The 21,826-nt window shown below is 61.4% G+C and carries 22 protein-coding genes; 12 read left to right on the top strand and 10 right to left on the bottom strand.

Annotated elements, in window-relative coordinates; all coding sequences use genetic code 11:
* Positions 1–7: 7 nt before the first annotated feature.
* The 11 genes from ABTV22_RS17465 to ABTV22_RS17415 all read left to right on the top strand — a co-directional run bounded on the left by ABTV22_RS17465 (position 8) and on the right by ABTV22_RS17415 (position 12,124).
* Positions 8–769, top strand: coding sequence for a quinoprotein dehydrogenase-associated SoxYZ-like carrier (locus tag ABTV22_RS17465; RefSeq protein WP_433735747.1), 762 nt, complete (start codon positions 8–10; stop codon positions 767–769).
* A 16-nt stretch (positions 770–785) separates the two neighbouring features.
* Positions 786–1,724 carry a quinoprotein relay system zinc metallohydrolase 1 gene (locus ABTV22_RS17460; protein WP_433735746.1) on the top strand — a complete coding sequence of 313 codons (939 nt, stop codon included), beginning with the start codon at positions 786–788 and terminating at the stop codon, positions 1,722–1,724.
* A gap of 265 nt (positions 1,725–1,989) precedes the next feature.
* Positions 1,990–3,765, top strand: a complete 1,776-nt coding sequence (locus tag ABTV22_RS17455; protein WP_433735745.1) for a PQQ-dependent methanol/ethanol family dehydrogenase — start codon at positions 1,990–1,992, stop codon at positions 3,763–3,765.
* Positions 3,766–3,971: 206 nt separating this feature from the next.
* Entirely contained in the window at positions 3,972–5,492 is a 1,521-nt protein-coding gene (exaC, locus tag ABTV22_RS17450; RefSeq protein ID WP_433735744.1) for an acetaldehyde dehydrogenase ExaC, read from the top strand.
* Between the two features lie 221 nt (positions 5,493–5,713).
* Positions 5,714–5,785 (top strand): pyrroloquinoline quinone precursor peptide PqqA, encoded by a 72-nt coding sequence (pqqA, locus tag ABTV22_RS17445; protein WP_003253598.1) that lies wholly within the window; start codon positions 5,714–5,716, stop codon positions 5,783–5,785.
* Positions 5,786–5,840: 55 nt separating this feature from the next.
* A complete protein-coding gene (gene pqqB / locus ABTV22_RS17440) occupies positions 5,841–6,755 on the top strand; it encodes a pyrroloquinoline quinone biosynthesis protein PqqB (protein WP_433735743.1) in 915 nt (304 codons plus the stop codon).
* Positions 6,756–6,897: 142 nt separating this feature from the next.
* Positions 6,898–7,635: a pyrroloquinoline-quinone synthase PqqC gene (gene pqqC / locus ABTV22_RS17435; protein ID WP_433735742.1), complete on the top strand. Its 738-nt coding sequence runs from the start codon at positions 6,898–6,900 to the stop codon at positions 7,633–7,635.
* The gene (gene pqqD / locus ABTV22_RS17430) at positions 7,632–7,904 is read left to right on the top strand and encodes a pyrroloquinoline quinone biosynthesis peptide chaperone PqqD (RefSeq protein WP_433735741.1); all 273 of its coding nucleotides are present in this window, start codon (positions 7,632–7,634) and stop codon (positions 7,902–7,904) included. Before pqqC ends, pqqD begins: the two co-directional genes overlap by 4 nt.
* Complete coding sequence (pqqE, locus tag ABTV22_RS17425) at positions 7,882–9,024, top strand: pyrroloquinoline quinone biosynthesis protein PqqE (protein WP_433735740.1); 1,143 nt, start codon at positions 7,882–7,884, stop codon at positions 9,022–9,024. Before pqqD ends, pqqE begins: the two co-directional genes overlap by 23 nt.
* A 216-nt stretch (positions 9,025–9,240) precedes the next feature.
* Entirely contained in the window at positions 9,241–10,404 is a 1,164-nt protein-coding gene (gene ercA, locus ABTV22_RS17420; RefSeq protein ID WP_433735739.1) for an alcohol dehydrogenase-like regulatory protein ErcA, read from the top strand.
* Positions 10,388–12,124 (top strand): PAS domain-containing hybrid sensor histidine kinase/response regulator, encoded by a 1,737-nt coding sequence (locus ABTV22_RS17415; RefSeq protein ID WP_433735738.1) that lies wholly within the window; start codon positions 10,388–10,390, stop codon positions 12,122–12,124. The genes ercA and ABTV22_RS17415 overlap by 17 nt, the downstream gene beginning before the upstream one ends.
* Here the strand turns inward: ABTV22_RS17415 and ABTV22_RS17410 are convergent.
* The 10 genes from ABTV22_RS17410 to copC form a co-directional block, all read right to left on the bottom strand.
* On the bottom strand, positions 12,100–12,990 hold the full coding sequence (locus tag ABTV22_RS17410) for an aldose 1-epimerase (RefSeq protein ID WP_433735737.1): 891 nt from the start codon (positions 12,988–12,990) through the stop codon (positions 12,100–12,102). The two genes, ABTV22_RS17415 and ABTV22_RS17410, sit on opposite strands and share 25 nt — an antisense overlap.
* Positions 12,991–13,113: 123 nt before the next feature.
* Positions 13,114–13,242 carry a hypothetical protein gene (locus ABTV22_RS17405; RefSeq protein WP_433735736.1) on the bottom strand — a complete coding sequence of 43 codons (129 nt, stop codon included), beginning with the start codon at positions 13,240–13,242 and terminating at the stop codon, positions 13,114–13,116.
* Positions 13,243–13,360: 118 nt separating this feature from the next.
* On the bottom strand, positions 13,361–14,641 hold the full coding sequence (locus ABTV22_RS17400; RefSeq protein WP_433735735.1) for a TRAP transporter large permease: 1,281 nt from the start codon (positions 14,639–14,641) through the stop codon (positions 13,361–13,363).
* Positions 14,642–15,169 carry a TRAP transporter small permease gene (locus tag ABTV22_RS17395; RefSeq protein WP_433735734.1) on the bottom strand — a complete coding sequence of 176 codons (528 nt, stop codon included), beginning with the start codon at positions 15,167–15,169 and terminating at the stop codon, positions 14,642–14,644.
* Between the two features lie 76 nt (positions 15,170–15,245).
* Positions 15,246–16,217, bottom strand: coding sequence for a TRAP transporter substrate-binding protein (locus ABTV22_RS17390; protein ID WP_433735733.1), 972 nt, complete (start codon positions 16,215–16,217; stop codon positions 15,246–15,248).
* Positions 16,218–16,278: 61 nt separating this feature from the next.
* Positions 16,279–17,172: an SMP-30/gluconolactonase/LRE family protein gene (locus tag ABTV22_RS17385; RefSeq protein WP_433735732.1), complete on the bottom strand. Its 894-nt coding sequence runs from the start codon at positions 17,170–17,172 to the stop codon at positions 16,279–16,281.
* Between the two features lie 55 nt (positions 17,173–17,227).
* Complete coding sequence (locus ABTV22_RS17380; RefSeq protein WP_433735731.1) at positions 17,228–18,052, bottom strand: NAD-dependent epimerase/dehydratase family protein; 825 nt, start codon at positions 18,050–18,052, stop codon at positions 17,228–17,230.
* 189 nt (positions 18,053–18,241) lie between these two features.
* The gene (locus ABTV22_RS17375; RefSeq protein ID WP_433735730.1) at positions 18,242–19,537 is read right to left on the bottom strand and encodes an OprD family porin; all 1,296 of its coding nucleotides are present in this window, start codon (positions 19,535–19,537) and stop codon (positions 18,242–18,244) included.
* A 287-nt stretch (positions 19,538–19,824) separates the two neighbouring features.
* Entirely contained in the window at positions 19,825–20,682 is an 858-nt protein-coding gene (gene copD, locus ABTV22_RS17370) for a copper homeostasis membrane protein CopD (RefSeq protein ID WP_433735729.1), read from the bottom strand.
* Between the two features lie 3 nt (positions 20,683–20,685).
* Positions 20,686–21,048 carry a copper homeostasis periplasmic binding protein CopC gene (gene copC / locus ABTV22_RS17365; protein WP_433735728.1) on the bottom strand — a complete coding sequence of 121 codons (363 nt, stop codon included), beginning with the start codon at positions 21,046–21,048 and terminating at the stop codon, positions 20,686–20,688.
* A 136-nt stretch (positions 21,049–21,184) separates the two neighbouring features.
* Between copC and ABTV22_RS17360 the strand changes: the two genes are divergently transcribed.
* Positions 21,185–21,805, top strand: coding sequence for a TetR/AcrR family transcriptional regulator (locus ABTV22_RS17360; protein WP_433735727.1), 621 nt, complete (start codon positions 21,185–21,187; stop codon positions 21,803–21,805).
* The last annotated feature ends 21 nt before the right edge of the window (positions 21,806–21,826 follow it).

Genomic DNA, 21,826 nt, shown 5'->3' with positions numbered 1-21,826 from the left:
GCAGGCGATGAATTGGCAAAGGAGTTGTCTGTTGGTCTGCTGTTTGAGCCTGAGCGTGCATGCCGCCGATATCGATCCGGGCAAGGACCCGGTGCCCTCGGTGATGTGGGCCTTCTATCAGAAGCAGTTTCTTGGCGATGCGCCGTTCGTGTTCGATGAGCGGGTCAAGCTGCTGGCGCCACCCTTTGCTGAAGATGCGCGACAAGTACCCCTGGAAATCGACGCCCGGGCCTTCAAGGGCGAAGTGGTGAAAATATTCGCTTGGGCTGAGCTCAACCCTTTGCCGAAAATCGTCAATTTCGAGCCGGTGGCTGGCGTCCTGCCCTGGCTGTCGATCCGCATCCGCGTCGAGCAGGCCACGCCGTTGCGCGCAGCTGTCCTGACCCGTGACGGGGTGTGGCACGTTGGCTCGACCCTGATCGATGCGGCGGGTGGCGGCTGCACCGCGCCGAGTGTGGTGCGCACTGAACCTGGCTGGGAGGAACACGTCGGTGAGGTGCTGGGCGGGCGCTACCCGCGCAACGACTTCAGCCGCTTGCGCTTGCAGGTGGCGCATCCGATGGACAACGGCATGGTCAACGGCATCCCGGAGTTCTTCATCAATCATGCCGAGTTGCGCGGTCAACAGGATCAACTGCTGGCCCGCCTGGAGCTGTTCCCCGCCGTCAGCGAAAACCCCAGCCTGGCGTTCGATCTGGAGGGGGCAGGGCAGACGCGCCTGTTGCTGCGCGATAACAGCGGCAACCAGTTTGAAGCGTCTATCCCCTGATTCAAAGGAGCCTGTCATGCGCTGGATGCTGCTGTTGTTGATCGCCATCGGCCTGCCGGCCATGGCTGATCTCGAATACTCACTCAAGCCTCGGCAGATCGCTGCGGACACCTGGTTGCTGGAAGGCAGCACCGATAATTTCGGCAAGGACAATGGCGGCAATATTGTCAACACCGCGTTCATCGTCACCGAGCGCGGCGTGGTGGTGATCGATACCGGGCCGTCGAAGCGCTACGGCGAGGCCATGCGCCGGGCCATTGCCGCCACCACTGACAAACCGGTGATCCAGGTCTTGTTGACCCATCACCATCCCGACCATGTGTTGGGCAATCAGGCCTTCACCGACGTGCCGATCGGCGCGCTGGCCGGCACCCGCGAACTGCTGCAAAAGCAGGGCGATGCCATGGCCGAGAACATGTATCGACTGGTGGGGGACTGGATGCGGGGCACCGAGGTGGTGTTGCCGACGCAAACGCTGACCCCCGGCGTGCAAAGTTTTGGGAATCACGATCTGCGCCTGATAGGTCTGGGTGGGCATACGGGTGCGGATCTGGCTATTCTCGACCAGCAAACCGGCGTGCTGTTTGCCGGGGACCTGGTGTTTTATCAACGGGCGCTGACCACGCCCAACAGTCCGGGGTTGTCGGTGTGGCTGGCGGACATCGCCACCCTGCAGGCGTTGCCCTGGACACTGATCGTGCCTGGCCACGGGCCGCTCGCCCGCGATGCCCAACCCTTTGCGCAAATGCGCGACTACCTGACGTGGCTCGACCAGTTGATGCGCGAGGGCGCGGCCAACGGCAGCGACATGGCCGAGATGATCCGCAGCCCCATCCCGGAACGATTCGCCGGGATCAACCTGAGTCGCTATGAACTGATCCGCAGCGTGAGCCATTTGTACCCGCGCTATGAGCGGGCGCAGATGAGGCGGGTCGATTCAAACGCGCAGCAATAATCAACACCGCCCCCTGTAGGAGCGAGCCTGCTCGCGATGGTGGTCAACGATAACGCTGGAAACCTGACACCCCGAGGCGTTCTTGGGTTCATCGCGAGCAGGCTCGCTCCTACAGGGGAGGCGCGCGATCCCCACCTAACCCCATACCAAGGAACTAGAAATCTCCACATTGCGGCCAATTGTTGTCGAGGCGGCGGCGCCCAAGAATCTGCACCAGGCCGGGAAAATTCCCGCGAATAAAACAAAAACCGCAGAGGAAGCCGTCATGACTCAACCCGCACGTCGCCAGCCCTTCGTCTTGAGCCTGTTGCTCAGTGCCATGCTGTTGTCCGGCCAGGCGCTGGCCGGCGTTTCCGACCAGGACATTCTCCAGGACCCGAAAAACCCCGAGCAGGTCGTGACCAACGGCCTGGGTGTTCAAGGGCAGCGTTACAGCCCGCTGGACATTCTCAACGTCGACAACGTCAAGGAGCTGCGCCCGGCGTGGGCGTTCTCGTTCGGCGGTGAAAAGCAGCGTGGCCAGCAAGCGCAGCCGATGGTCAAGGATGGCGTGATGTACATGACCGGTTCCTACTCCCGAGTGTTCGCCGTGGATGCGCGCACCGGCAAGAAGCTCTGGCAATACGATGCGCGCCTGCCGGACGACATCCGCCCCTGCTGCGACGTGATTAACCGTGGCGTGGCGCTGTATGGCGACCTGGTGATCTTCGGCACCCTGGACGCTAAGCTCGTGGCGCTGAACAAGGACACCGGCAAGGTGGTCTGGAGCAAGAAAGTCGCCGACCACAAGGAAGGCTACTCGATCAGTGCCGCGCCGCTGGTGATCAACGGCAAGCTGATCACCGGCGTGGCCGGTGGCGAGTTCGGCGTGGTAGGCAAAATCGAGGCCTACGACCCGAAAAACGGTGACCTGCTGTGGACCCGGCCGACTGTCGAAGGTCATATGGGCTACGTCTACAAGGACGGCAAGGCCGTGGAAAACGGCATCTCCGGTGGCGAGGCGGGCAAGACCTGGCCGGGCGACCTGTGGAAGACCGGTGGTGCGGCGCCGTGGCTTGGCGGCTATTACGACCCGGAAACCAACCTGCTGCTGTTCGGCACCGGCAACCCGGCGCCGTGGAACTCGCACCTGCGCCCAGGTGACAACCTCTACTCGTCGTCGCGCCTGGCGCTCAACCCGGACGACGGCACCATCAAATGGCACTTCCAAAGCACGCCCCACGACGGTTGGGACTTTGACGGCGTGAACGAACTGGTGTCGTTCAACTACAGCGAAGGCGGCAAGGAAATCAAGGCGGCGGCCACTGCCGACCGTAATGGCTTCTTCTACGTGCTGGATCGCACCAACGGCAAATTCATCCGTGGCTTCCCATTCGTGGACAAGATCACCTGGGCCACGGGCCTGGATAAGGACGGCCGCCCGATCTACAACGAAGCCAGCCGTCCCGGTGCCCCGGGCTCCGAAGCCAAGGGCAGCTCGGTGTTCGTCGCGCCGGCATTCCTCGGTGCGAAAAACTGGATGCCGATGGCCTACAACCGGGACACCGGCTTGTTCTACGTACCGTCCAACGAATGGGGCATGGACATCTGGAACGAAGGCATCGCCTACAAGAAGGGCGCGGCGTTCCTCGGGGCGGGGTTCACCATCAAGCCGCTGAATGAAGACTACATCGGCGTGCTGCGGGCCATCGACCCGAAGACCGGCAAGGAAGTCTGGCGGCACAAGAACTTCGCGCCACTGTGGGGTGGCGTCCTGACCACCAAGGGCAACCTGGTGTTCACCGGCACGCCGGAAGGTTTCCTGCAGGCGTTCAATGCCAAGACCGGCGAAAAGGTCTGGGAATTCCAGACCGGCTCCGGCGTGCTCGGCTCGCCCGTGACTTGGGAAATGGATGGTGAGCAATACGTCTCGGTGCTCTCAGGCTGGGGCGGCGCCGTTCCACTGTGGGGCGGCGAAGTGGCCAAGCGCGTGAAGGACTTCAACCAGGGCGGGATGCTCTGGACCTTCAAGTTGCCCAAGGACCTCGTCGCCAAGCACTAATCCCAATCCCAACACCTGACCCCTTGTGGGAGCGAGCCTGCTCGCGATGAGGCCAGCACATCCAACAAAGATGTCGCCTGACACACAGCCATCGCGAGCAGGCTCGCTCCCACAGGGGAGAAATCAGCGCGTAACGATCGACCCGATAACGCATCGGCTCATCGCCTGTCAGTACGACAGGCTCCGACCCAGACAGAGGCCTCATCATGATCTACGCCCAACCCGGAACACCTGGCGCCGTCGTTTCCTTCAAGCCACGCTACGGCAACTTCATCGGCGGCGAATTCGTCGCGCCGGTCAATGGCGAGTACTTCACCAATACCTCGCCGGTGAACGGTGAGGTGATTGCCCAATTCCCGCGCTCCAGCGCCGCCGACATCGACAAGGCCCTCGACGCGGCCCACGCCGCCGCTGACGCCTGGGGCAAAACCTCGGCCCAGGACCGCTCGCTGGTGCTGTTGAAAATCGCCGACCGCATCGAGCAGAACCTGGAAATCCTCGCCGTCACCGAAACCTGGGACAACGGCAAGGCGGTGCGCGAAACCCTCAATGCCGACGTGCCGCTGGCGGCCGACCATTTCCGTTATTTCGCCGGCTGCATCCGCGCACAGGAGGGCGGCGCCGCCGAGATTAACGAGCTGACCACCGCCTATCACTTCCACGAGCCATTGGGCGTGGTCGGGCAGATCATTCCGTGGAACTTCCCGCTGCTGATGGCCGCCTGGAAACTTGCGCCCGCCCTGGCCGCTGGTAACTGCATCGTGCTCAAGCCGGCGGAGCAGACGCCGCTGTCGATCATGGTCTTTGCCGAACTGATCGCCGACTTGCTGCCACCGGGCGTACTGAACATCGTCCAGGGTTTCGGTCGCGAAGCCGGCGAGGCGCTGGCCACCAGCAAACGCATCGCCAAGATCGCTTTCACCGGCTCGACTCCGGTGGGTGCGCACATCCTGCATTGTGCCGCCGAGAACATCATCCCGAGCACCGTTGAGCTGGGCGGCAAGTCGCCGAACATCTTCTTCGAAGACATCATGCAGGCCGAACCCGCGTTCATCGAAAAAGCCGCCGAAGGCCTGGTGTTGGCGTTCTTCAATCAGGGTGAAGTCTGCACCTGTCCGTCCCGGGCGCTGGTGCAGGAGTCGATCTATGAACCTTTCATGGCCGAAGTCATGAAGAAGATCGTCAAGATCAAGCGCGGCAATCCGCTGGACACCGAAACAATGGTCGGCGCCCAGGCGTCGCAGCAGCAATACGACAAAATCCTCTCGTACCTGAACATCGCCCAGGAAGAGGGCGCCCAGCTGCTCACCGGTGGCGCGGCCGAGCGTCTGGAGGGTGACCTGTCCAGCGGTTATTACATCCAGCCGACCTTGCTCAAGGGCACCAACAAAATGCGGGTGTTCCAGGAAGAAATCTTCGGCCCGGTGGTGGGTGTCACCACTTTCAAGGACGAAGCCGAAGCGCTGGCGATTGCCAACGACACCGAGTTCGGCCTCGGCGCCGGCCTGTGGACCCGCGACATCAACCGTGCCTACCGCATGGGCCGGGCGATCAAGGCCGGGCGGGTGTGGACCAACTGCTACCACCTGTACCCGGCACACGCCGCGTTCGGTGGCTACAAGAAGTCCGGCGTCGGCCGGGAGAACCACAAGATGATGCTCGATCATTACCAGCAGACCAAGAACCTTCTGGTGAGCTACGACATCAATCCGTTGGGGTTCTTCTGATCCCGTCCAAAACCGCGTGATGGCTTTCGCGGGCAAGCCTCGCTCCTACAGGTCAGGTAGTCTGTAGGAGCGAGGCTTGCCCGCGAATGGCCGTGTCTGACTCCCCCTTACCCCCTACCAACGCACCCCCAAACCTCCTTCGAAAGTAGCATTCGGGCGCCCATCGCTGCGTGCATTAATGGTGCTACCGGAATCGCCCGGCACAAGAAGAGGAATGACCCATGTGGACTAAACCCGCGTTTACCGATCTGCGCATTGGCTTCGAAGTGACGATGTATTTCGCCAACCGTTGATTGTTCACCCGGCCAGCGGCTGCGTTGGTCGGGTCTGCCTTCTGGAGCATTGCTCATGCACATTCGGGTTCTGGGCTCCGCCGCCGGCGGTGGTTTTCCGCAGTGGAACTGTAATTGCCGGCAATGCACCGGCGTGCGCAACGGCAGCCTGCGCGCGCAACCGCGCACGCAGTCGTCGATTGCCCTGAGCGACGACGGTGTGAACTGGATTTTGTGCAACGCATCACCGGACATCCGCGCGCAACTCGAGAGCTTCACCCCGCTGCAACCGGCCCGCCGCCTGCGTGACAGCGCCGTCGCCGGCGTGGTGCTGATGGACAGCCAGATCGATCATTGCACCGGTCTGCTGAGCCTGCGCGAAGGTTGCCCGCATGAGGTTTGGTGCACCGAGCGGGTTCATCAGGATCTCAGTAGCGGCTTCCCGCTGTTCACCATGCTCAAGCACTGGAACGGTGGGTTGCAGTGGCAACCACTGCGTCTGGACGAAATGCCGTTCGCGATTGCGGCCTGCGGTCACTTGCAGTTTCGCGCGATTCCCTTGGTCAGCAACGCGCCGCCGTATTCGCCCAATCGCGGCAATCCGCAACCGGGCGACACCATCGGCCTGTTCGTCGAGGACCAGCGCAACGGTGCCTCGTTGTTCTACGCGCCGGGGCTGGGGCAGGTTGACGACGATGTACTGGGCTGGATGCAACGTGCTGATTGCCTGCTGCTGGATGGCACGTTATGGCGTGATGACGAAATGCGTATCTGCGAAGTGGGCCAGAGCCTGGGCCGTGAAATGGGCCACCTGGCGCAAAGCGGACCGGGGGGCATGCTTGAAGTGCTGGAAGCGTTTCCCCGCCAGCGCAAGGTGCTGATCCACATCAACAACACCAACCCGATCCTCGACGAAGACTCGGCCGAACGGGCGCTGCTGGCGCGGCGGGGGATCGAGGTGGCCTATGACGGCATGGATATTGTGCTGTAGCGGATGGCCCCATCGCGGGCAAGCCTCGCTCCTACAGATTTGTGTCGTGCGTGATACCCGAGTCTGGCCTCACCCCTGTAGGAGCGAGGCTTGCCCGCGATGAGGCCTGACCAGACACCGCCGCGTTTTCAGGAGAACAACAATGACCCCTACCGAATTCGAAGCCGCCCTGCGGGCCAAGGGCGCCTACTACCACATCCACCACCCTTATCACGTGGCGATGTACCAGGGCCGTGCCACCCGCGAACAGATCCAGGGCTGGGTCGCCAACCGCTTCTACTATCAGGTGAATATTCCGCTCAAGGACGCCGCGATTCTGGCCAACTGCCCCGACCGCGACATCCGCCGCGAGTGGATTCAGCGCCTGCTGGACCATGACGGCGCCCCCGGCAGCGAAGGCGGTATCGAAGCCTGGCTGCGCCTGGGTGAAGCGGTGGGGCTGGACCGCGAGCAAATCCTTTCTCAGGAACTCGTACTGCCCGGCGTGCGTTTCGCCGTGGACGCCTACGTCAACTTCGCTCGCCGCGCCCGTTGGCAGGAAGCGGCCAGCAGTTCGCTCACCGAGTTGTTCGCACCGCAGATCCACCAGTCGCGCCTGGACAGTTGGCCGCAGCACTATCCGTGGATCGACCCGGCCGGCTACGAATATTTCCGCACGCGCCTGGGCCAGGCCCGGCGCGATGTCGAGCATGGTCTGCGCATCACTCTGGCCCATTACGTCACCCTTGAGGCGCAACAGCGCATGCTGGAAATCCTGCAATTCAAGCTCGATGTGCTGTGGAGCATGCTCGATGCCATGAGCATGGCGTATGAACTGGAGCGCCCGCCGTATCACACCGTCACCGGTGAAAACGTCTGGCATCGGGGGATTGCCCTGTGAGTGGAATCGATCGCGAGCAGTCATTGTCGTTGCGTCGGGGCTTTCGCCTGCAATGGGAGCCGCGCCAGGGCTGCCATGTGCTGCTGTACCCCGAAGGCATGATCAAACTCAACACCAGTGCCGGGCAGATCCTCGATCTGCTGGACGGCCAGCGTAGCGTGGCGGCGATCATTGATCGGTTGACCGCGAGTTTCCCCGGCGTGCCGGGGCTCGATGAGGATGTGCTGGCGTTTCTGGAGGTGGCTCATGCGCAGTTCTGGATCGAGTGAAGGACTGCCAGGGCCGCCCTTGTGGTTGTTGGCAGAGCTGACCTATCGCTGTCCGCTGCAATGCCCGTATTGCTCCAACCCACTGGACTTTGCCCGACACGGTGAAGAATTGAGCACCGAGGAATGGATTCGCGTGTTTCGCGAAGCGCGGGACATGGGCGCCGCGCAACTGGGCTTTTCCGGCGGTGAGCCGTTGGTGCGCCAGGACCTGGCGCAGTTGATCAAGGCCGCGCGGGACATGGGTTACTACACCAACCTCATCACCTCGGGTATCGGCCTGACCGAACAGAAGGTGCGCGACTTCAAGGTGGCCGGGCTTGACCATATCCAGATCAGTTTCCAGGCCGCCGACGAAGCGGTGAACAACATGCTCGCCGGTTCGCGCAAGGCCTTCGCACAGAAACTGGCCATGGCCCGGGCGGTGAAGGCCCAGGGCTACCCGATGGTGCTGAATTTCGTAACCCACCGGCACAACATCGACCGGATCGCGCAGATCATTGACCTGTGCCTGGAGTTGGAAGCGGACTTCGTCGAGTTGGCCACCTGTCAGTTCTATGGCTGGGCCGAGCTCAACCGCGTGGGCCTGTTGCCGACCCGAGAGCAGCTCGAACGCGCCGAGCGTATCACCAACCAATATCGCCAACGTCTTGAGGCTCAGGGCCATCCGTGCAAGCTGATCTTCGTCACCCCGGATTACTACGAGGAGCGCCCCAAGACCTGCATGAACGGCTGGGCCAACCTGTTTCTCGACATCACCCCTGACGGCACGGCGCTGCCTTGTCACAGTGCCCGGCAACTGCCGGTGCAGTTTCCCAACGTGCGTGAGCACAGCATCGGGCACATCTGGAACGAGTCGTTTGGCTTCAACCGGTTTCGCGGTGATGCCTGGATGAAGGAGCCGTGTCGCTCCTGTGATGAAAAGCATAAGGATCTGGGGGGCTGCCGCTGCCAGGCGTTCATGCTGACGGGCGATGCCGAGAATGCCGACCCGGTGTGCAGCAAGTCGCCGCACCATGGCGTGATCCTCAAGGCCCGCGCAGAAGCCGAGGCTCCGGGGCAGGGCATGGAGCACCTGAAGTTGCGCAATGAGAAGGCTTCACAGTTGATCTATCGCGGCTGAATCAAACACCGCAGATCCCCTGTGGGAGCGAGCCTGCTCGCGATGGTGTGTCAGCAAAACAAGTGTCGACTGACACACCATCGCGAGCAGGCTCGCTCCTACAGGAGGGCTGCGGTGAATTCGCAATCTCGGCAGATGACCTTGGTCTGATTGCATTCACAGCCGGATGCTTTAGTGTGGACATTACCTTCCAAAACAATAAAAACAGGCTTTCCAATGAGCCAGAGTCTCAACCAGCTGCGTAAATTCGTTTCGCCTGAAATCATCTTCGGAGCCGGCTGCCGGCACAACGTTGGCAACTACGCCAAGACCTTTGGCGCGCGCAAGGTCCTGGTGGTCAGTGATCCAGGGGTGATAGCCGCCGGGTGGGTCGCCGACGTCGAGGCCAGCCTGCAAGCCTTGGGCATCGAGTATTGCCTGTACAGCGCCGTCTCACCCAATCCACGTATCGAAGAGGTCATGCTCGGTGCCCAGATGTACCGGGAAAATCACTGCGATGTGATTGTCGCGGTGGGCGGCGGCAGCCCGATGGATTGCGGCAAGGGCATCGGCATTGTCGTCGCCCACGGTCGCAACATCCTCGAATTCGAAGGGGTGGACACCATTCGCGTGCCCAGCCCGCCGTTGATCCTGATCCCGACCACCGCCGGCACCTCGGCGGATGTTTCGCAGTTCGTGATCATTTCCAACCAGCAGGAACGCATGAAGTTCTCCATCGTCAGCAAGGCGGTGGTGCCGGACGTGTCGCTGATCGACCCGGAAACCACCCTGAGCATGGATCCGTTCCTTTCGGCCTGTACCGGTATCGATGCGTTGGTGCACGCCATCGAAGCCTTCGTCTCCACCGGTCACGGGCCGCTGACCGATCCCCATGCGCTGGAAGCCATGCGCCTGATCAACGGCAACCTGGTGCAGATGATCGCCAACCCGACGGACATCGCCCTGCGGGAAAAAATCATGCTCGGCAGCATGCAGGCCGGGCTGGCGTTTTCCAATGCGATCCTTGGCGCGGTGCATGCCATGTCCCATAGCCTGGGCGGCTTTCTCGACCTGCCCCATGGCCTGTGCAACGCGGTGCTGGTGGAACACGTGGTGGCCTTCAACTACAGCTCTGCTCCGGAGCGTTTCAAAGTCATTGCCGAGACCTTTGGCATTGATTGCCGAGGCCTGAATCAGCGGCAGATATGCGGGCGGCTGGTGGAGCACCTGATCGCGCTGAAACACGCCATCGGCTTCCACGAAACCCTCGGTTTGCACGGGGTCAGCACCTCGGATATTCCGTTTCTGTCGCAACACGCGATGGACGACCCGTGCATCCTGACCAACCCGCGCGAATCCAGTCAGCGTGATGTCGAGGTCGTTTATGGCGAAGCCCTCTGACGAGCAACAACGGGCGTTGGCCGGGCTGCTGGGACTGGGCAGCCATTCGGCGCGCAAAAGTCATTACCCGGAACTGGCCGCGCGCCTCGATGATCTGGAAGCCGAGCGCAACCGCTACAAGTGGCTGTTTGAAAATGCGGTCCACGGGATTTTCCAGGCCAGCCTGCAAGACGGCATGCGCGCCGCCAACCCGGCATTGGCGCGCATGCTCGGCTATCAGGACCCGCAGGAGGTGCTGTTTTCCCTGAGCGACCTGGCCAGCAACCTGTTTGCCGGTGGCGTGCAGGAGTTGCAAAGCATCGGCGAAATCCTCAGGCAGCAACGCAGCCTGCACGGTTACGAAACCCGTTTGCGCCGCAAGGATGGCAGCGATATCGATGTGTTGATGAACCTGTTGCTCAAGCCCGGCCAGGAAGGGCTGGTGGAAGGTTTTGTCGCCGATATCACCGAGCGCAAACAGGCGCAGGAGCGCCTGCAACAACTCAATGACGAACTGGAGCAGCGCGTCACCGCGCGCACCAATGAATTGCTTGAAGCCAACCGCAACCTGCAGCAGCAGATCACCCAGCGTAAACAGATCGCCCAGGCCTTGCGCGACGCCCGTGATGCCGCCGAAGCCGCCAACCGCAGCAAGGACAAATACCTTGCCGCCGCCAGTCATGACCTGCTGCAACCGTTGAACGCTGCACGCTTGCTGATTTCGACGTTGCGCGAGCGCAAATTGCCGGAGGTCGAACAGGTGCTGGTCGAGCGCACGCACCAGGCGCTGGAAGGGGCCGAAGACTTGCTCACCGATCTGCTGGACATTTCCCGGCTCGATCAGTCAGCGGTCAAGCCGGACATCGCACCGTACCGTCTCGACGAATTGCTCGGGCCGCTGGTCTCGGAGTTCCAGTCGGTGGCTCAGGCCGCCGGGTTGAAACTGCGGGTGCACATGGGCGATTACGCCATCAACACCGATTTGCGCCTGATGACGCGGATACTGCGCAACTTTCTCAGCAATGCCTGCCGCTATACCGACGAAGGCAGCATCCTGCTCGGCGCACGACGCCGGGGAGAGTCTGTGCGCCTGGAAGTCTGGGACACCGGGCGCGGTATCGCGGCAGACAGGCTCGACTCGATCTTCCTCGAATTCAACCAGCTGGATGTCGGCCGCGCCGCCGACCGCAAGGGCGTGGGACTGGGGCTGGCGATCGTCGAGCGCATCGCCAAGATCCTCGGCTACAGGATCGGCGTGCATTCGCTGCCGGGCCGAGGATCGATGTTCAGTATCGATGTGCCGCTTTCCCATGAAGTCCCATTGCCGATCGACCAGGCCGTGCCCCAGCCGGGGACAGGCAACCCGTTGCCAGGCCGGCGTTTGCTGGTGCTGGACAATGAAGTGAGCATCTTGCAGAGCATGAGTGCGTTGCTCGGGCAGTGGGGGTGCGAGGTGGTCACGGCCACCGATGAAGGCTCGGCGCTGGCGGCGTTGGCGGGAAGTCCGCCAGAACTGATTCTGGCGGACTATCACCTTGATCACGGCGTGATTGGCTGTGATGTGGTACGCCATCTGCGCGAGCATTTTCACCAGCATATTCCTGCGGTGATCATCACTGCGGACCGTACTGATCAGTGCCGGCGTTCGCTGCAACGGCTGGATGCGCCGTTGCTGAACAAGCCGGTCAAGCCGGGCAAGTTGCGTGCGGTGCTGAGTCAGTTGTTGGGTGCGTCGGCCTGAAGTGCTCGATATTGCAAGGTGAAGCCCAGTTCAGCGGATTGACCTTGCTCCAGCAAGCGCAAGCCTGGCCGGCCGGGCAGGTGATGCGCATTGACCGGGTGGCTGACCGGTTCGATACAGAAAAACGCCAGACCCGCGGGGCAGTAGAGCAGGTAGTAATCGCTGCCGCTGGCCTGGCACTCCAGTTCGTAACCCAGGTCCGGTTGCTGGATCAGGCAGTGGCCGTTCCACTGGCAAAAGCCGTTGTCGACCAAGGTCTCGGGCAAGCCCTTGGGCTGCTGGAAATCCCATTCGGCCGGCAGTGCGACGCGCTGAGTCGGCAATTTTGACGCATTGCATAACCAGACCTGCTCCGCGTGAGCCTGGAGTCGGGTGTTGGCCGTGCGCGGAAAGTAGGGGTGCAAGCCGAGCCCATGCCATGCCGCGCGTTCGGCCAGGTGCGTGACGTTCAGCTCGATACTCAGCCGGCCTTCACTCAGATGAAACCGTTGCCGGGCGCGATAGGCGAACGGGGTTGTGCTGTCGAGTTGCAGGACCACTTCGTCCGTTGATTGCGCCACCACCTGCCACGCCTGCTGCCAGGCACTGCCGTGAATCGGCAACGGGTCGGTGAGGCTGTTGGGGGCCAGCGCCAGCCAGCCGTCGGGGCAGTCGAAGCCGCCTTCGGCAATGCGGTTGGACCAGGGCACCAGGGGGAAACAGCCGAGCTTGCCAGGCAGGCCGGTGTTCAGCGCCTGGGCGTCGGCATGACGCAGCAAGGGTTGGCCGGTACTGCGCACGGTCCAGTTGACGATGCTCGCGCCGAGTTCCGGGGCGAGGGTGAGGTGGGTGAAGGCGTCTTTGAGTTCGAGGATGTTTGGCGTCATGTTGACCCGTTATTGGAATATTCAGTGGAACATGAATGAAATCCCCTGTAGGAGCACGGCTTGCCGGCGATGGCGGACTTGAAATCGCCATCGCCGGCAAGCCGTGCTCCTACAGGGCGAGGATTACAACACCAAGTGCGGCAGCCACAGTGACAGCGCGGGAATGTAGGTCACGGCCATCAGCACGATGAGCAGCACGGCATAGAACGGCAGCAGTGCCTTGACGGTTGTTTCGATGCTGACTTTACCCACGGCCGAATTGGAATGTTCAGTGGAACAAGAATGAAATCCCCTGTAGGAGCACGGCTTGCCGGCGATGGCGGACCTGAAATCGTCATCGCCGGCAAGCCGTGCTCCTACAGGGCGAGGATTACAGCACCAAATGCGGCAACCACAGTGACAGTGCGGGAATGTAGGTCACGGCCATCAGCACGATGAGCAGCACGGCATAGAACGGCAGCAGTGCCTTGACGGTTGTTTCGATGCTGACTTTACCCACGGCCGACCCCACAAACAGTACCGCGCCCACCGGCGGCGTAATCAAACCGATCCCCAGGTTCACCAGCATGATCATGCCGAACTGCACCGGGTCCACGCCAATGCCGAGAATCACCGGCATCAGGATCGGCGTGAGGATCAGGATCAGCGGCGCCATGTCCATCACCGTGCCGAGCAACAGCAACATGACGTTGATGCACATCAGGATCACGTAGCGGTTGTCCGACAGGGTCAGGAACAGCGTGGTGATTTTCGCCGGGATCTGCATCAGGGTCATGATGTAGCCGAAGCTGGCCGCGAAGCCGATCAGGATCATCACGATCGAAATCGTGCGTACCGTGCGATGCATCAGCTTAGGCAACTCGCTCCACTTGTAGTCCCGGTAGATGAACATGGTCACGAAGAACGACCACAGCACCGCGATGGCCGCCGACTCGGTGGCGGTGAAAATCCCCGACAGGATGCCGCCGAGGATGATCACCATGGCCATCAGGCCCCACAGGGCTTCGCCACAGATTTTCAGGGCCTCGCGCATCGGGATGACTTCGCCCTTGGGGTAGTCACGCTTTTTCGCGAAGATCAGGCACAACACCATCAGGCACGCGCTCATCAACAGGCCCGGCACCACGCCGGCCATGAACAGTGAGGCGATCGACACCGTGCCGCCGGCGGCCAGGGAATAGAGCACCGAGTTGTGGCTCGGTGGTGTCAGCAGCGCTTGTACCGAACCGCTGACGGTCACTGCCGTCGCGAATTCCCGTGGGTAGCCCTTGCGTTCCATTTCCGGGATCAGCACTGAGCCGACAGAAGCCGTGTCCGCCACCGAAGAGCCGGAAATCGCACCGAAGAAGGTCGAGGCCATGATGTTGACCAGTGACAGGCCGCCGCGCACGAAACCGACCAGCACCCCGGCGAACGCCACCAGGCGCCGGGACATACCGCCCTCGGCCATGATTGCGCCGGCCAGGACGAAGAAGGGAATGGCCAGCAGAGAAAACTTGTTCACGCCCCCGGCGACCTGAATCATCAGGGCCTGGAACGGAATGTCGATCCACCAGGCGCCGATCAGCGCGGAAAGCCCCAGGGCGTAGGCCACCGGCATGCCGATCAGGATCAACGCGATAAAACTGCCCAACAGAATAAAAGCGTCCATTCAGGCAGCCCCTTCGTTTTCTTCAACGAGGTCGAAGCGCACGACCCGACGGTTGCTCTGGTCACCGAGCAGGAGTTTTTCCAGCACGAAAATCAACGTCAGCAGGCCGCCCACAGGAATCGGCATGTAGGTGATGCCGACACGCAGGGTCGGCAGGGCGCTCATGAACTGGTTCCAGGTCGACAGGCACAGCTTGGTGCCCCAGAGGGTCATGAACAGGCAAATGGTGGCCATTAACAGTTGCGAAAACACATTCACAGCTTTGCGCAGCTCGACGGGCATGCGATCGGTGAGCATGGCCACGGCCATGTGCGCGCCGGCGCGGTAACTGGCGGCGGCGCCGATGAAGGTGAACACCATCATCAGCAGGATTGCTGTGGGTTCCGGCCAACTGGAGCCGGTGCCCAGGACGTAGCGGGCGAAGATGCCCCAGGGGATGATCAGGGCGATGGCCAGGACCGAGAGGCCGGCGACCCAGATACAGGTCATGTACAGCCTGTCGTTGATGCGCAGCAATAGATTCTTCATCGGGTTTCACCGTAACCGGGCGCCCACGGATGTCTGCCAACGTCGGGGCGCCGGGCCTTTCAAGAGAGCGGGAGAATTACTGAACGGCTTCGATGCGTTTGATCAGGTCGGCGTAGGGCGCGCCGTATTTCTCGCGGATCGAGGCCGTGGCTTCGTAGAAAGGTTTCTTGTCGACGGTGATGAACTCAACGCCCGCGGCCTTGAGTTTTTCTTCGCTGCTGGCCGATTTGGCGTCCCAGAGAATGCGTTCCTGAGCCTGGGCGGCCTTGGCGGTTTTCTTCACCAGCGCTTGCTGCTCGGGGGTGAGTTTTTCCCAAGTGATTTTCGACATCACGATGGGCTCAGGCAGGATCAAGTGGCCGGTCAGGCTGTAGAACTTGGCGTTTTGGTAGTGGTTGTGTTCGAGCAGGGTCGGCGGGTTGTTTTCTGCGCCATCGATCACGCCGGTCTGCAGGGCACTGAAAATTTCCCCGGTGTCCATGGCAATGCCGTTGCCGCCCATGGCGTTGATGGTCTCGATGAACATCGGGTTGCCTTGCACGCGGATCTTCATGCCCTTGAGGTCTTCGAGGCTGCGCACCGGTTTCTTGGTGTAGATGTTGCGCGTGCCGCCGTCCATCCAGGCCAGGGCCACCAGGTTGAATTCAGAGTGGGTGATCTTGTCGAGGATTTCGTCGCCGACTTCTCCGTCGATGACTTTGCGCATGTGTGCCTGGTCACGGAACACGAACGGCATATTGAACACGTTCACATCCGGCACCACCGGGCCGACGATGCCCAGGCTGACCCGGGCCATTTGGATGGCGCCGACCTGGGCCTGTTCGATCACTTCTTTTTCCGAGCCGAGCACACCGCCGGCGAACATCTTGAAGGTCAGTTTGCCGTCACTTTCGGTCACCAGGGTCTTGCCCAGTTGTTCCTCGGCGATGACGGTCGGGTAACCGGCGGGGTGGATATCGGCGAATTTGATTTCCAGCGCCTGGGCGGCGCTGCTGAGGACGAAGGTTAATGGGAGTGCAGCGGCGAGCAAGGTGCGTTTGAAGTCCATGGGGTGTCTCTCCAGTCTTGTTATTGTTGTATTCAAAGGCGCAGCGGTGCAGCACAAGCGGTTAAAGCGAAGCGTTGAAAAGCGGTTCCGGCAGACCTTTCACACCGGGATCGAGGGCGAACACGCCGCCAGCGAGTGACTGGGGATCATGGTCGTCACCGGGGCGGATCGAGGTCACGAACAGCGTGTCCAGTCGACTGCCACCGAAGGCGCACATGGTCGGTTTTTTCACGGGGACGGCCAGGGAGCGGTCGAAGCGGCCGTCGGGGGTGAAGCGATGAATCAGCCCGGCATCGTTGGCACAGATCCAGTAGCAGCCGTCGGCATCCACTGCCGCGCCGTCGGGACGACCGGCGTATTGATGCATGTCGACGAAGACCCGACGGTTCGACGGCGTGCCGCTGTCGGTGTCGTAGTCGAAGGCCCAGATCTGTTGCACCAGCGGGTGAGAGTCGGACAGGTACATCGTGCGTCCGTCCGGGCTGAAGCCCAGGCCGTTGGGCACGATGAAACCGCCCAGCTGTGCCGCCAGCGGTCCACGCTGTCCGGCGCTGTAGCGATAGAGCGTGCCGTTGGCAGCATTGGCGCCCATGTTCAGCACCATGCTGCCGGCCCAGAAGCGGCCCTGACGGTCGCAGCGACCATCGTTGAGGCGCATGTCCGGGCGGGCGTGATCGACGTGGGCCAGAGGCTCGCTGTCGAGACTGCCGTCTGTGTGTGGCTGCAGGTGGAAGTAACCGCTCTCCATGCCCGCCACCCAGCCACCGTTGGGGTGCCGGGCGATGCAGGCGAGCATTTCCGGGGTTTTCCAGGTGTCGACATGACCGCTGGCGGCGCTCCAGCGTTGCAGGCCCCCGGCAGGGATATCGACCCAGTACAGGGCGTTTTCCTCGGGCACCCAGACCGGGCTTTCACCGACCGCATTGCGGGCATCGACAATCAATTCGGCTTGCATGGCAACTCATTCCCTTGGTTTTTGTTGTCGGGATCAAGCGGTAACCGTTGAAGTTTCAGTCGCCGAACGGACCCGCTGCGCAGAAGGCACCGCCCTGATAGATCCGGGCCGGGTCATCGGCGGCCGGCAGCGGTTGGGCTTCGACTTTTTCGCGGAACACTTCGGAGCTGTCCTGCGGGGCGAAGCCCAGGACGGTGGCGTAGCGGTTGTCCCACCAGACGTCCTTGTTGTCGGACGCGCCGTAGACCACGGTGTGGCCGACGTTGGGGGTATACAGCGCGCGTTCGAGCAGTTGGGTCAGGTCGCCGAAGCTCAGCCAGGTGCTCATCATCCGGCGGTTTTGCGGCTCCGGGAACGACGAACCGATGCGTACGCTGACGGTCTCGATGCCGTAGCGGTCGAAGTAGAAGGTGGCCATGTCTTCGCCGTAGGACTTGGACAAACCGTAGTAGCTGTCCGGGCGGCGAGGGGAGTGGGCGTCGATCACTTCATCCTGCTTATAGAAGCCGATCACGTGGTTGGAACTGGCAAAAATCACCCGCTTCACACCATGGCGTCGCGCGGCTTCGTAGATGTGAAACACACCACAGATATTGGCGCCGAGGATCTCTTCGAACGAACGCTCTGTGGACACGCCGCCGAAGTGCAGGATCGCGTCCACGCCTTCGACCAATTGATGCACGGCGTGCTTGTCGGCGAGGTCGCAGGACACCACTTCTTCACGGTCATCGATGGCCGGGGCGATGTCGGCGATGTCCGACAGGCGAATGACATTGGCATAGGGGCGCAGGCTTTCGCGCAGGATCTTGCCCAGGCCTCCGGCAGCGCCGGTCAGCAGCAGGCGATTGAAGGGGGCGCGGGCTGTAGGGGTGGTCGTCATGGAAGTCCCTGGACAAGCAGTTGTTGTTATTGAGGTCGTTGTAGGTTGTCGTACGACTTTGTTGAAGTATCGTAAGGCTTCCCGGTTTTTGTCAACGCGACTTTGGTGGAAATGGACGGAGGGTTATTTCACCCTCGCCACAACTTTTCACCAATAAGCCCTTCAACACAGGGTTTGTGCCACCCCGTCTTACAACAACGAAATCGGATAACTGATGAAGATCCGGTTCTCATCGAACTCGTTGGTGCTGAAGTTCTTGCGGATGCTCGCGTTGCGCCATTTGACGTTGAGGTTTTTGAGTACGCCGCTCTGCACGGTGTAGGCCAGCTCCGATTCGCGGCCCCATTCCTTGCCGTCGGTGATGCTCCCGGTGTGTACGTTGTCACCGCTGATGTAGCGGTTCATCAGGGTCAGGCCGGGCACGCCGAGGGCGACGAAGTTGTAGTCGTGGCGCACCTGCCAGGATTTTTCACGGGCGTTGTCGTAGCTGGAGTTGTAGCTGTCGTTGGCCAGGGTGCCGCCGCTGGTGCCGTTGATGCGCATCCAGACATCGTCGCCGGTGAGCTTTTGCAGGCCGACGTAGAAGGTGTTGCCACCGTACTTGGCCGAGAGCAGGGCGAAGGCGGTCTTGTTGTCCAGGTCGCCGGCCAGGGCGCTGCCGTCTTCCTTGCCGATGAAGTAGCCCAGGTTGGCGCCCAGGGTCCAGTCGCCGATCGGCTGGCTGTGGTTCAGGTTGAAGTACTGCTGCTGATAAATGTCGCTGAGTTCGGCGTACCACACACCGACCTGGGTGCGTTTGTCGTTGAAGGTGTATTCGCCGCCGCCGAAGTTGAAGCGGTCCGAGGTGAACGCCGCTTTGCCGTTCATGAACATGTCTTCCATGCTCGCATCGTTGCGCGGGCTGTTCTGCCGGAACTGGCCGCCGTAGAGCGTCAGGCCGCTGATCTCTGTGGAGGTCAGCTGGGCGCCCTGGAAGGTTTGCGGCAGTGAGCGGCCGTCGTCGGAACGCAGGATCGGCAGCACCGGCATCCATTCGCCGACCTTCAATTCGGTCTTCGACACCTTGCCCTTGAGTGCCACGCCCAGGCGGCCGAAGTTGTCGGCGGGGCGGCCATCATCGTGGATCGGCAGTAGCTGAGTACCGCCAGTGCCTTTGCCGCCATCGAGTTTTTGCGAGTACAGCCCCAGCACGTCAACGCCGAAGCCTACAGGGCCTTGGGTAAAGCCGGACTTGGCGTCGAGGATGAAGTTCTGTGTCCACTCTTCAGCCTTGCCCTGGGGATAGGCCGGGTTGACGAAGTTGCGGTTGAAGTAGGCGTTGCGCAGGTTGAGCGTGGCCTTGGCGTCATCGGTAAAACCTTCGGCGTGGCCGGTCATGGGCAAGGCAAGGGCCAGGCTGCTGCAGCCGATGAGGCTCAAGGTATGACGGCGGGCGAAGGTAGGACGTGGATGGCGAATGGACGAATGACGGGCGAGTTTGCTCACTGTGGCGCTCCCTTACTTTTTGTTTTTATTGTTTGTTATACGTCGTCGTACAACATTGGGGGCGATTATTTGTGAGGCATTCCAGTGTTGTCAATGGAAAGTTGTACGATGACTTCGTTTCATCGGTTTAAGCCACTGCCCTTGTGGGAGCGACACTTTTGTGGCGAGGGGATTTATCCCCGTTCGGCTGCGAAGCAGTCGTAAAACCATTGTGTTGAGGCCGCTTCGCGCCCTAACGGGGATAAATCCCCTCGCCACAAAAGCCCGATGCCACAGAGAGTGGTGAGTCAGCCGGAAATCATGGGTGGCAGGGTGCCGAGTAACGAGACCGCCGCTACTGCCCCCATCCCCAACAACCACTCCAGCGTCACGCTGGCGCGCAAGGTCGGCAACTGCTGCTCACAGTCCCTGATCCGCAACCGATTGAACAAGGCCAACGCCAACATGACGCCCACCAGCGAAACCTTGATCAACAGAATCAAGGCGAACCCGGTCAACAACGGCGTCGGCCAGAAGGCCCCGGTGAGGACTCGCACATTGATCAGGCCGGTGATTAGCAATCCCGCCACCAAGCCATAGCCGGCGCCGCTGAATCGCCGCAACAGTGCCTCGACGGGAAGGCCATGAGGTCGGCGCATGATCATGACCAGCAGCATCAGGCCACCGAGCCAGGCGCCGACACACGCCAGGTGCAGCAGTTGGTTGAGGATCAGCATCCGACCCTGGAGACCATCAAACATAGCGCCGTGGCCGACGGGGGCGAGCGTTGCCAGGAGCAGGCCGACGAGGAGGGCTTGCAAGGGGCGATGGGTGCGCAGCGGTGTCAGCAGCACGGCAAGCAGCAACCCGTTGAGCAACAGGTGCCAGCGCCAGACCTGTCCGAAGAAAGTGCGGTCCAGCACCAAGTGCAATGTCGATGGCTCAAATGCAGCGCTCCAGGCACCGGCCATGCTGGCGGTGACCAGCAACAACCAGCCGACACCGCTGGCCAGCGCCACCGTCACCAGCCAGCGGCTGACCCGTGCCAGCGGTTGATCAAGTGAGGTGCCAGGCGCCAACAGCAGCGGCCTGAACACCCATGCCCCGAACAGCATCAGCACCACGGTGAAATGCAGGAAACGACACAGCACCATCGCGCTGGTCATGTATTACTGGCCAACCTTGAAGGCATAGGCGCCTTCACTCTTGTGGGTATCGACTGACACCACGTGCCATTCGACTTTGTAGTCACCGGCCGTCAAGGGCACGGCCGGGGTGACGATCAGGGTCTTTTTATCGCTGCCTTGAGTGGCCAGGCTTTTCACCAGGATGTCCGCACCGTCCTTGGTGATCGTCACTTTGGAAAAGTCCGCTTCGACCCCTTCGGAAAACGTCAGGCTCAGTTCCGCGGGTGCACTGACGGTGCTGTCGGCGGCGGGACTCTGGCTTTTCAAATGAGCGTGGGCCCACACCGAGGAAGCGGCGAGCAGCGAGCCAAGCAGGGCGGCGGTGACCAGGGTTTTCTTCAGCATGTTGAATCCCTCAACGATGGTTTTAAGTGTGTCAGTCTAGCCGCGCACACAGAGTTGCAGGAAGTTTGCACTTGCCCTGTCGCCGCGCGCTAGAGCGGATGCTAGTCTTGTTTAACGCTGTTGTCAGGGAGCCCTCATGGGCAATCACAAGATCGAGATTCGTCGCAGTAACGTCGAGAAAATTCTGCTGGGGGCCGAGAAGGTCTTCGCCGAAAAAGGCTTTGGCAGCACCGCCATGGCCGACATCGCCGCCGAGGTGCAACTGCCGCGCTCCAACCTGCATTACTACTTCAGCACCAAGACCGAGTTGTACAGCGCCGTGCTGTTAGGCCTGCTGGACGTGTGGAAGCAGGACGCGCTGTGCTTCGAGATGTTCGACGACCCGCGGGTGGTGCTCAGCAGCTACATCCGCGCCAAGATGAACCACTCCCGCAGCCGGCCTTATGGCTCCAAAGTCTGGGCCAACGAAGTCATCCATGGTGCCCCGACCCTGGGGACCGCGCTGGACGCCAGCCTGTACGACTGGGCCAAGATGAAGGAAGCGAAGATTCGCCAATGGGTGGAGGACAAACGCATCCTGCCGGTGGAGCCTTCGAGCCTGCTGTACATGATCTGGGCCTCGACCCAGCATTACGCGGACTTTGATCACCAGGTGAATATTCTCAATGACCATCAGCCGCTGTCGGACATGCAGTTCGAGCGAGCGGTGCAGACGGTGACCAGTGTGATTTTGCGGGGGATCGGGTTGGAGCCTTGAGATGTTCGATGTTAGTCCTGG

This window comes from Pseudomonas putida, assembly GCF_050990305.1.
GTDB classification, from domain to species: domain Bacteria; phylum Pseudomonadota; class Gammaproteobacteria; order Pseudomonadales; family Pseudomonadaceae; genus Aquipseudomonas; species Aquipseudomonas putida_AH.
The sequence above is the reverse complement of the archived record's forward strand: the minus strand, read 5'-3'. Positions and strand labels throughout refer to the sequence as shown.

Excerpts from the sequence above, each read along its gene's own strand:
- ABTV22_RS17465 (WP_433735747.1), top strand. The coding sequence starts at position 8 with ATGAATTGGCAAAGGAGTTGTCTGTTGGTCTGCTGTTTGAGCCTGAGC.
- ABTV22_RS17460 (WP_433735746.1), top strand. The coding sequence starts at position 786 with ATGCGCTGGATGCTGCTGTTGTTGATCGCCATCGGCCTGCCGGCCATG.
- ABTV22_RS17455 (WP_433735745.1), top strand. The coding sequence starts at position 1,990 with ATGACTCAACCCGCACGTCGCCAGCCCTTCGTCTTGAGCCTGTTGCTC.
- exaC (WP_433735744.1), top strand. The coding sequence starts at position 3,972 with ATGATCTACGCCCAACCCGGAACACCTGGCGCCGTCGTTTCCTTCAAG.
- pqqB (WP_433735743.1), top strand. The coding sequence starts at position 5,841 with ATGCACATTCGGGTTCTGGGCTCCGCCGCCGGCGGTGGTTTTCCGCAG.
- pqqC (WP_433735742.1), top strand. The coding sequence starts at position 6,898 with ATGACCCCTACCGAATTCGAAGCCGCCCTGCGGGCCAAGGGCGCCTAC.
- pqqE (WP_433735740.1), top strand. The coding sequence starts at position 7,882 with ATGCGCAGTTCTGGATCGAGTGAAGGACTGCCAGGGCCGCCCTTGTGG.
- ercA (WP_433735739.1), top strand. The coding sequence starts at position 9,241 with ATGAGCCAGAGTCTCAACCAGCTGCGTAAATTCGTTTCGCCTGAAATC.
- ABTV22_RS17415 (WP_433735738.1), top strand. The coding sequence starts at position 10,388 with ATGGCGAAGCCCTCTGACGAGCAACAACGGGCGTTGGCCGGGCTGCTG.
- ABTV22_RS17410 (WP_433735737.1), bottom strand. The coding sequence starts at position 12,990 with ATGACGCCAAACATCCTCGAACTCAAAGACGCCTTCACCCACCTCACC.
- ABTV22_RS17400 (WP_433735735.1), bottom strand. The coding sequence starts at position 14,641 with ATGGACGCTTTTATTCTGTTGGGCAGTTTTATCGCGTTGATCCTGATC.
- ABTV22_RS17395 (WP_433735734.1), bottom strand. The coding sequence starts at position 15,169 with ATGAAGAATCTATTGCTGCGCATCAACGACAGGCTGTACATGACCTGT.
- ABTV22_RS17390 (WP_433735733.1), bottom strand. The coding sequence starts at position 16,217 with ATGGACTTCAAACGCACCTTGCTCGCCGCTGCACTCCCATTAACCTTC.
- ABTV22_RS17385 (WP_433735732.1), bottom strand. The coding sequence starts at position 17,172 with ATGCAAGCCGAATTGATTGTCGATGCCCGCAATGCGGTCGGTGAAAGC.
- ABTV22_RS17380 (WP_433735731.1), bottom strand. The coding sequence starts at position 18,052 with ATGACGACCACCCCTACAGCCCGCGCCCCCTTCAATCGCCTGCTGCTG.
- copD (WP_433735729.1), bottom strand. The coding sequence starts at position 20,682 with ATGACCAGCGCGATGGTGCTGTGTCGTTTCCTGCATTTCACCGTGGTG.
- copC (WP_433735728.1), bottom strand. The coding sequence starts at position 21,048 with ATGCTGAAGAAAACCCTGGTCACCGCCGCCCTGCTTGGCTCGCTGCTC.
- ABTV22_RS17360 (WP_433735727.1), top strand. The coding sequence starts at position 21,185 with ATGGGCAATCACAAGATCGAGATTCGTCGCAGTAACGTCGAGAAAATT.